Consider the following 9,951-nt stretch of genomic DNA (forward strand, 5'->3'; position numbering starts at 1 on the left):
AAAAATTTTATATAATTCCTCTGTAAATAATTTATCGTAAGGAATCGCATTTGCATTAATCTCATTTTGAGTGAAACGAAACGTTTCCGCATTCACTTCGCTTGCAGCTAAATCTCTATTAATATCATAGTGGACATATTCTTCTAATAAATGATGTGGACCATCAATTTCAAATATTCGTGTTTTATATTCCGTTCTATTTTGCTTTTTATTCCAATACAAATAAGGTGATGTAAAACTAAAATCGACTGATTTACCACCAAACATCTCTGGATTTATTGTAGCAAAGTCTCTTTGCGTTTGAAAAAGTTGTTTGATAAACTGATGGTTGCCTAAAAATTTCCTTTCTAATTGACTTCCCAATTCTCCAATGTAGTTATCTTCATTAAACTTTAAATTTGGTTCTATGATATGGAGTAATTCAAAAACCGTTTCAAAATTTAACTCTTTTACTGCATTTGAATAATCTAATGTAAATTCATTGTTATTTTTTCTCGTCAAACCAATTTCTGCAAAAACTTCTTCTATACTAAGTGGTGCTTTTGTTGGCAAACCTCTCGTAATGATATTATTTATAGTAGCTAATACCGGATGAATATTGTCGTAATTTATTGAATGGGTATATGGGAACTCTACATCAAAAGCACTCAAGTTTTGAAGCAATCCTTTTACTTTATTGATGTCATCATTTTCAGTTTCATTAAAATAATTTAATGACTTAAAATTATCCGTAATTAAATTACTTATTGCATCTACTATATATCCTGCTTTGAATTGTTTCATTTTAATGCGTCGCTGTATGTTATTAAGCTATAAAAGCATTTTCGTTTATCTTTTCGATAATACTTATTACTTTATGTGCATCACTATCCTCAAACACTCCCATTAAACCTTGATCATTCATATCAGTGAATGGAGGTTCAAATAACATACTTGGCTCTATAGTGCCGTTTTTTGTTAAGTAGGTAATGATGTTTTGTATAAAAGTCATTTGGTCGGCTCTAAGATTTCCTGCTTGTAGAAATTCTGAAAAGGCATCTTGTGCTGCTTTTATATCGAGACCTACGATGTTTCGAATGAATACCCCTAATGGTTCTTTACCAAACTCTTTTTCAAAATCTTCTCTTGTTCCTCTTTCTTCACCATCAAACAAAATGTCTTCTAAAAGTTTTAATTCTTTTGTTGTTATTGGATTGTTGGTGGCTAATTTTGATATGGTTAATTGATGCTTGTTTTCACGAATAAAGCTTTCTACCCTTCTGCGATATGAAGTACCATAATTTGAAGTTATCCTTGGTTCATTCAAAACCATAGTTATTTCAGAATCTTCCAAGTCGGTGTAAATGATAGCTCTATTACTTGTATCGAGGTACTGAATCAATTCACGAAGTTCTTCCCGAATACTGTCCAGTTTTTTTTGTGAAATTCCTTTGTAAAAATCATGTTTTTGGATGTTTTCAATAGTTGGTTTAGCACGTAATACAGCCGGAATGGTATATTTTTTACTCAATCCTTCAGCTATATCAATTAAGGTTTCTTCGTATCGCTTTTTTGTACCAGACATCATCAATGTTGCTATTTGTAATTTTAGCATCATCAAGTCAAATCGTCTTGCCATTTCATTAATGGTTTCCGGAATAGGTAATTCAGAAAGGAACTCTTCAATAATATGTGCATCATTACTGTCTAAATTATTCCATCTATTTCTATCGTTGAATTCATCGACGTATTTTAAATTCATCGCTACTTGAAAACGTGTTCTATCTAACTGTTGAATGGCGTTATGTAATATATCGCGCAAAGTATTAGAAAGCTCGATATTTTCTTCTTCTCCTTCTTCTACAAGTAATCTACTTAAATGTAATCTTGATTCAAATATTTGCTGTGTGATTGGTTTTGCAATAAGTGTTTCCTTGCCTTTCTTTTGAACTTCAAAGAAGTCAAAATTACCACATACATCAAATATTAAGAAATGGTCTTTGGGTTGGTTTGGACCAAATACATCTTCACACAATCTTGTTCCTCTTCCAATCATTTGCCAAAACTTAGCATAAGACCTTACCACTTTGAAAAATACCAAATTCAATATTCTAACCGCATCAATTCCTGTATCCATCATATCAACAGAAACAGCTATTTGCGGATTGTTTTCTTTGTACTTATCACAGAATGCATCTATCAAACTTTGAGCATGGGAAACTTCATTATGTATCATGGAAATAAATCCAGAAGGTAAAGCCGGATATCTTTCGGTGAAACAATCAACAATGAATTTTGCGTGTTTTTGATTTACAGCAAAAATGATTGTTCTGCCTAACTTATCACCACCTTCAATCTTTAATCCGTTTGCCATTAAAGCATCCAACACTTTGTTAACGGTGTCTTTATTGAACAACCACTTGTTCATAGCATTGGCTCTTATTTCCTCTGGAAAAAGTCCAGTCGTTTTGTCTTCAAAGGTTTCTTCGTATTTTTCTTTTTCTTTATCGGTTAAGTCTTTGTATTTGATACCTTCTCTTAAGAAATTGGTTGTAATGTCAATGTTCTTATAAGGATTTAAATATTGAGGAACTGCTTGATGCAGCTCATACAAAAATGTTGGGTCTTCATTACTGCATCCGAAAAGTTCGAACGTATTGTGGTCTATTCCATCTTTAGGAGTGGCTGTAAGTCCTACAATACTAGCGTCGAAATAGTCAAATATGGCTTTGTATCGGTTGTAAATGGAACGGTGTGCTTCGTCAACAATAATTAAATCAAAATGACCGACACCGTAAAAACGTTCGTCGGCATTGCGAATATTGTCTATTTTGTTCATCATACTTGGATAGGTACTGAATACTAATCGTGTAGTATCATTTTCCTTTTCCTCTGTTAAATCTATGGCTGATAAATCGGGTAAATATTCGCTGAAGTTATTTTTAGCCTGGCGTACCAAAGCGTTTCTGTCGGCTAGAAACAGTACTCGTTTTACCCAATTATTTTTGAATAACACATCTACCATTGCCGCAGCAGTTCTTGTTTTACCACTTCCTGTTGCCATTACTAATAATGCTCTTCGCTTGTTGCCACACAAGCCATTTACACCATCGGTAACAAAGGTTTCGGCTACTCGATTTATGGCTTCAAATTGATATGGTCTGTTTGCAATAGCCGTATTGATAGTTGCCTTGCGAATGTCTTTGATGGTTGTTCTTTTTTGAATTAACCATTGTAGTTCTTCTTTGGTATAAAAACCAAAAACTCTTCTTGGAGAACTGTAAAAAGTATCTTCCCAAATTTTTGTTTCATAGCCATTGGTGTAGAAAATGATTGGTCTTTGGCCATGCATCTTTTCTAAACAATTGGCATATAAAGATGCTTGATGCTTTCCAACCTCAATGTCTTTCGTGGTTCGTTTTGCTTCAATGATGGCTAATGGTTTTCCGTTATCATCCCATAAAACATAATCTACAAATCCGTTACCTTTTGGATTGTCCGCAGATATTGGCATTCCTGTTACTGGATATTCTAAATCTCTTCCTACATTGAGATTATTCCACCCAGCTTCTTTCAAATCAACATCAATGAGGTGTTGACGTGTTTGCGATTCTGTAAATTCAGTAGTTAAGGGTTTTAGTCTCTCCTGTTTTTGTTTTTTTAGTTTTACAACCGCTTGTTGCGTTTGTTGTTGTAAAGCTTTAAGTGTAACTTCGCTTTCTTGTGCTTTTTCAAGAATAGCTTCTTTTTCTTGTTGTAATTTTGCAATTTGCTCTTGTAACTGCTGGTACGCCTTTTCTTGTTCTTGTTGTTGTTCTTTTAGCAGTCTTTGTTTTTCTCCTAGTTTTGGAATGAAAGCTTCATTGAATACTCCAGGTAAATCAGGCATTTCTGCGCTATAAGTTTGAGCCAACCATTTGGCAAAATCATAAATGTAACGTATGCTTATTAATGCATCTTTAGAATTAATACGATTACCAAAATGTGCTGCATTGTTACCTGTTTTTCTAACAATGTGCAATCCTTCGTGAAGTTGAAATGGTATGATACTTTTAATTGCTTCTTCATTCATTAAGTTAATGAGCTCGGTATTGAATGGTTTATCGATGTGCTCTAAATCATAGATTAAATACATGGATTCTTCTAATACCAAACGACAATAACTAGCCGCAGAAACCGGTTCAATAAAAACCCTTTCTTCTGCCGTTTTTAACTTACTGTAGAGTGACTGCCACTCTTGTTGAAGGAATTTAAAGTTGCTCATAGGTATTGCTTACAATTTATTGATTATCTTTTTCTTCTTCCTCTCGTTCTTTATTTTTATCATCCCTTTCACAATCAGAGCACAAATCATCTGTACTGAACATAAATGAATCGTATTGCCCACATCTTTTACAAGTATGCTCTTCTATATCCTCTTTTTTTCTTTTTTCCTTGCGTTCGCAATACCAACACAAATTATCATACGTTTCTTTATCGCCGCCACATTTAGGACAATTTACAGCAGCTTGTTCGTCTTGTGCATCATTTATAATTTGAGTATCATCTGTAAAATTACATTCAGAACCTGTTATTTGAATATCATATTGGTATCCTTTATCACTTGTAAACGAGCAACTTCCGCTACTATCCAATTCTTCTGGTGAAAAATGACTATCGTCTAACCAACCACCATTGGGCCAATGAATTACAGTTAGTTCATTATTTTCAACTTCCACATTTAAAGTATACGTACTTCGTGTCCCTGTATCTGGATTGTAATAATCTATCTCTGCGCAATAAGTACCATCTGGATACGCTTCTGTTTCTTCTTGATAATCGCTATTGGTTGTTTCCTCACTATCATAAGAAGCATCTGTTTTTTTACACGCAAAAAAACTTAATAGCATTACAATAAATAGAATTTTTAATTTCATACTTGTGTTTTATATTATGTTTATACTAATTGCATCTTCAAATTTTATAAAAGTATCTACTTGAGATTCCCATTTGTAAGGATAGATACCACGATAAGATGTTTCTATGCTTATTATAGAATTCCAATAGTTTTCTGCTTCACTTACTGATGGATCTAAGAAGAATAATTTAGAAATAACTCCATTATTTTCTTCAAAACCAACTGCTAATAACCAATGTGCTAAATCAACACCTCTAATTCCCACGATTACAGGAGCATTATTTTTTAGAGAAGCAACAGTAAAATCTATAACTTTTCTTCCACCATCACTTGTACTTTGAGTAATAACATCTTTTTTAAAACTCTGTGCTATCAAGGTATCTAAATCTTCTACAAAAGTTCCATTTTGAATAAAGACATCATGCTCTCGCATTGCCTTTATCAACTTACCTAATTTGCTACTGCCTTTTGTTAACCATAGATTAGTGGCTTGCCTATAGTCTACAATACCCAAAATAATTAATGCCATAAAAACACAATAAGGACCACAAGCACCATCCATACTACCTTGACGAAGAAAAACATTTTCGTTATGAGCGGTCAGGTTGCCATTGGTTATTTCTAATTGCTGAATCGTTTTAATTACTTTCATGACTGTATTTTTTTCTTACAACTCCCCTTTAAAAGCCTTTTGTAAAAGACTATTAAACAATTCTTCTGATTTCTCTAAACTCTTTTGTGCAATAGCTTTCTGTTCTTCTATTACCGCCACTCGCTCTACAAATTGGTTTTGTAATTCAATTGGAGGAACAATAGTTGGAGTATTATTGCAAACTGTTTTATTCATATATGGAACAGTTGTACTTGAAGACATTTTGTACATGTAAGGTTTTTGAAAAGAAAGACTATACATTAAAAAATCATTCTTAAGTTTTGGACCACATATAAAAGCATGTAATTGTTGATTTACCACCATCTTTGATGTGTTTACTGTTACTACTCCTAAATCCCCAACACATGTCATAATTACACTTCCTTCAGGAATTATTTTTGCTTTTACTTGTAAAATTTCATTATCAGAAAGTCCAATGTTAGATTTTGAAATAGAAGTTTTACCCAAATGGTTCAAATCATTTGTAGTTACCCAAGGAGTGCTTCCAGTAAATGATTTTGGTTTATCTCTCCCTGGTACAATACTATCACAATACTTTATAGTTTCAACTTTCTCCCACCCTTTAGGATTACTCACTGGATCACCAAACATGTCCAAGAAAAGTGCTTGTGTGAGTTCATCATACTTTGCAATCAATGCTTTGTCATTTTGTCTTAAAGCATCTGCTGCATCGAGGATGTTGGCAATTTTTTTTTGTTGTGGTAAAGGTGGGAGAGGGATTTGCAACTTTTTTAATTCTGAAATTGTAATTGCTTTAAAAGTACTACCAGTTCCTAAATCTGAAATTTTATTTTCATTTGCTCTCAAGTAATGCAATAAATATTTCATTTCAAGAACATCCTCTTTACATCTTAATGCACTTAAACCCCTTCCAATACATGCTTCAATATTGTTAATATTTGTTGGTCCAACAGGTGCTCTGACAGAAAACAAAATATCATTTGGTAAAGATATTTTTGTTGGCTTGTTGCACCAATATCTAACTGTTGGGTACATACTCCCGAAATCCGCTTTACCTTGAAAAAAAGGTACGCCGTTTTTGTCTTGATTGTATGAATCAGATGGAGGAGATTGACCTGCAATTACAATACAAATTTCATCTAATCTTACTTCTTTCATTTCAACAACTCTTCTAAGATTAGTAATTTCTGCTTATTTTCTTCTTGAAGCTTTTTGATATCTTGAATAATTACAGATGGCTTGGCATAAGTCACTTCATCATAAATTACCTCTTTGTATCGGTTAATAGACAAATCCCAATCGTTTGCTTTAATATCTCCAAAAGGAACTAAAAAACTTTTATCGGTGCGTTTTCTATCTACTTCTGCTGCAAGATTGTTATATCTTGAAACAATGTCTTGTATATCATTATCTTTAGTTTCTGCACGCTTGTCATCTAAACTATACCCATCGGCTTGCATATCATAAAACCAAACATTATCGGTACCACCAGTTCCTGTTTTTGTAAAAAACAAAACGGCAGTACTAACTCCAGCATACGGTTTGAAAACGCCACTTGGCATAGATATTACCGCATCGAGTTTGTGGTTTTCTAAAATTTCTTGTCTAATTTGTTTGTGTGCATTTGACGAACCAAACAAAACGCCATCAGGCACAATCACAGCACAACGACCACCAGTTTTCATCATTCGAAGCATTAATCCTAAGAATAGTAATTCTGTTTTTTTAGATTTCACTACTTTTAGAATTGAAGTTTCTACACCATCATAATCTAAACTTCCTTTGAATGGTGGATTGGCAAGTATTAATGAAAATTGCTCTCTAATATCGCCATTGCTTTCACTTAATGCATCTTTACCAATTAAATTTGGATTTTCGATACCGTGTAATTGCAAGTTCATGGCACCAATACGCAACATGGTATTGTCGAATTCAATTCCGGTGAACATATCACTGTTGTAATGTTCTCTGAATGTTTTTTCGTGAAACCAATCTGGATGATTCTCATGAATGTATTCTCCAGCTGCTACTAAAAATCCTGCTGTACCTGCTGATGGATCACAAATAGTATCTTCTTTGGTAGGTTTTACCATATCGACCATCATTCTGATAAGGTGTCGTGGTGTACGGAATTGACCATTTGTACCTGCTGTAGCAATTTTGGACAATAAATATTCATAAACATCACCTTTAGTATCACGGTCTTCCATTTTGATTTTATCAATCATTTGAACTACTTGGTCTAATACTCTAGGTGTGGGAATCATGAAAGTTGCGCCTGACATGTATTTGGCAAACACACCATTTTCTGCACCTACTTGTTTCATGTGGTCGAAAACAGAAATGCCACCCACAATAGGTTTAGTAAATAAGTCAAACATGGTTTGAGGTTCTTTATTTTTAAAAGAACTCCAGCGAATTTCTTTTTGCTCTTCTGTAAAAATTGCATTAGAAATTGGCTTTTTAATCATGGCTGCTTTCTTTTCTTCCAGCAATTGGGTTTCGTCCAAACGACGTATAAAAAGCAAGTAAGTAAATTGCTCAATTACTGTTAATGGATTGGAAACTCCACCTGTCCAAAAACTCTCCCAGATTTTGTCAACTTGTGATTTTATTTCTCCTGTTATCATGGTTTGTATTTATTCTTCTATTAAATTAATTTCTTCGCCTAATTCTAATGCCTTAATTGATTGTACTGCATTACCGGCAATACCGCGAATTGCACCGTGCATATTGACAGCATTATTAATTACTTTGTCAATTTGTTTTTCGCGTTGTTTCCAAATGCTTTGCATGGCTCTTTTTTCTTTATTTAAATCCTCTTGCATTTGAGTAAAGCCTTCTACAATACCTTCCATTTGTAAATGAAATTGATTACTGGTTAGGAAATCATAAAGCATTGTCATTTTGTCTCCTTTATTCTCTTGATTTTGCACCGCTTGACTAACACGTATTATTGTATCACGTAAGACAGCACTTAAACCTTTGAATTCCTCAAAAGTACAAATCCAAATACCTTCTTTCATACCCATTCGTTCCATACTAGTTGGCAAGACTTCAGTAACTAAAACGCCTAAATTAGCATTTTTTTCTCGAATATCGTTCTTGAATTTTTCAATCCAAGCTGGTTGAAAAGCCTTAGTACGTTTACTTTCGTAATATATCGTTCCACAATTATTTAATTCTCTGGTATTTACAATCTGCAAACAATCTGCACCTGCTGCACCTTTTTTTATCTCATCGATAATGTCTAATGGAAATTGAGAAGCCAACCATTCTTCAATGGCTAATTCCATTACTTCACCTTGCAATTGCATAGAGCCTTGCTCTTGTTTGCGTTTCATTTCTTCGGTTAGTTTCATCTGATCATCTAACCTTTTTTGAAGTGCAGCAAATTTCAATTCATTCTTATCATCTTCTTGTTTACGGATTTTTTCACGCTCTACATTTAATGACTCGTTTAACTTGATTTGATTTTCAGCTTCCATAGCTTCTTTCATCTCCAGTTTCTCGCGTTGCACTTTAGCCAATTCGGCTTGCGTTTTACTCAATTCACGAAGCTTTTCTGATTTTTCAGAAAGCTCTTTTTCCATTACACTTACTTTGTCCTTATTTTCTTCTTCTAGTTTCTTTTTCAGCTTCTCTGTAATTTCTTTTTCAGAAACTTTTTTAGCTTGTTCTAAACGTTCTGCAAAAAGCTCGTTCTCCTGTTTTTTCTTCGCTTCAAATTCAGCTTTGGCTATTTCCAATGCTTCGTTTTTAGAAGCCAATTCTTTAGCTTGTTGACTTGCTTTTTGTTGATACTCGGCTCTAATTTTATCTTCTAATTGATGTTTTAGAATATCATTCACATCGATAGAAGTACCACAATTAGGACATTTGATAGAAGTTTGCTCAGACATAAAATTTGCTTTTTATTGGTTTACTGGGTAAAGGTAAACTGTATGTGTGCGACATATCTGCACAATTAAATATTTTCAATACTAATGGTATATAAAATTGGATGATTATTCATTTTAATAATTTCAAAATCTGTGTCTAACTTATTAATGTCTTCGACTTTTAAATTATTATCCTTCAGTTTCCAACCATGCTCTACACCTGCATCAGGTCGAATTACTATTTTAATTTCATCATTACTAAATTCAAAATATCTGTAATGTGGAATTGAATTAGATACTACATTTACATTACTAGCATCTAATTCATAACTAAATGATTTTAAATAACTGTCTCGTGATTCACGATCTTTAAATTCGTGAAAAAGCTTTTGAGGAGTTCTTTCATTATAGAAATCTTGTCCGCTAAAAGTGAAACTATCTATTTGAAAACCCAATTTTGTTTGAAGTCTGTTTAAGAATTGTAACATCAATAAACAGCCAAAAGGAGTTTTTAAATAACGGTCAGAATAAAAAACATTGAATTTTTTATCCTTCATTTT

General features: G+C 33.3%; 8 protein-coding genes. All 8 read right to left on the reverse strand.

Translation table 11 applies throughout. The features are described from left to right. Positions 1-783 (reverse strand): hypothetical protein (locus DIU01_RS14915; protein WP_290835830.1); only part of this gene is annotated, 783 nt, incomplete at its 3' end. A gap of 22 nt (positions 784-805) precedes the next feature. Further along, positions 806-4,243 (reverse strand): DEAD/DEAH box helicase family protein, encoded by a 3,438-nt coding sequence (locus DIU01_RS14920; RefSeq protein ID WP_290835832.1) that lies wholly within the window; start codon positions 4,241-4,243, stop codon positions 806-808. Positions 4,244-4,259: 16 nt separating this feature from the next. Continuing rightward, entirely contained in the window at positions 4,260-4,895 is a 636-nt protein-coding gene (locus DIU01_RS14925; protein ID WP_290835834.1) for a hypothetical protein, read from the reverse strand. Positions 4,896-4,904: 9 nt separating this feature from the next. Next, positions 4,905-5,528, reverse strand: a complete 624-nt coding sequence (locus tag DIU01_RS14930) for a hypothetical protein (RefSeq protein ID WP_290835836.1) — start codon at positions 5,526-5,528, stop codon at positions 4,905-4,907. A gap of 15 nt (positions 5,529-5,543) precedes the next feature. Further along, positions 5,544-6,668, reverse strand: coding sequence for a restriction endonuclease subunit S (locus DIU01_RS14935; RefSeq protein ID WP_290835838.1), 1,125 nt, complete (start codon positions 6,666-6,668; stop codon positions 5,544-5,546). Continuing rightward, positions 6,665-8,140, reverse strand: a complete 1,476-nt coding sequence (locus DIU01_RS14940; protein ID WP_290835840.1) for a class I SAM-dependent DNA methyltransferase — start codon at positions 8,138-8,140, stop codon at positions 6,665-6,667. Before DIU01_RS14940 ends, DIU01_RS14935 begins: the two co-directional genes overlap by 4 nt. A gap of 9 nt (positions 8,141-8,149) precedes the next feature. Beyond that, on the reverse strand, positions 8,150-9,412 hold the full coding sequence (locus DIU01_RS14945) for a DUF2130 domain-containing protein (RefSeq protein WP_290835842.1): 1,263 nt from the start codon (positions 9,410-9,412) through the stop codon (positions 8,150-8,152). A gap of 65 nt (positions 9,413-9,477) precedes the next feature. Beyond that, positions 9,478-9,951 (reverse strand): hypothetical protein (locus DIU01_RS14950; RefSeq protein ID WP_290835844.1); only part of this gene is annotated, 474 nt, incomplete at its 5' end.

It is taken from the genome of Flavobacterium sp., from assembly GCF_003525665.1.
Lineage (GTDB): Bacteria > Bacteroidota > Bacteroidia > Flavobacteriales > Flavobacteriaceae > Flavobacterium.

What these genes read in the sequence shown, in the direction of transcription:
- DIU01_RS14925 (WP_290835834.1), bottom strand. Translation starts at nt 4,895, where the DNA reads ATGAAATTAAAAATTCTATTTATTGTAATGCTATTAAGTTTTTTTGCG.
- DIU01_RS14930 (WP_290835836.1), bottom strand. Translation starts at nt 5,528, where the DNA reads ATGAAAGTAATTAAAACGATTCAGCAATTAGAAATAACCAATGGCAAC.
- DIU01_RS14935 (WP_290835838.1), bottom strand. Translation starts at nt 6,668, where the DNA reads ATGAAAGAAGTAAGATTAGATGAAATTTGTATTGTAATTGCAGGTCAA.
- DIU01_RS14945 (WP_290835842.1), bottom strand. Translation starts at nt 9,412, where the DNA reads ATGTCTGAGCAAACTTCTATCAAATGTCCTAATTGTGGTACTTCTATC.
- DIU01_RS14920 (WP_290835832.1), bottom strand. Translation starts at nt 4,243, where the DNA reads ATGAGCAACTTTAAATTCCTTCAACAAGAGTGGCAGTCACTCTACAGT.
- DIU01_RS14940 (WP_290835840.1), bottom strand. Translation starts at nt 8,140, where the DNA reads ATGATAACAGGAGAAATAAAATCACAAGTTGACAAAATCTGGGAGAGT.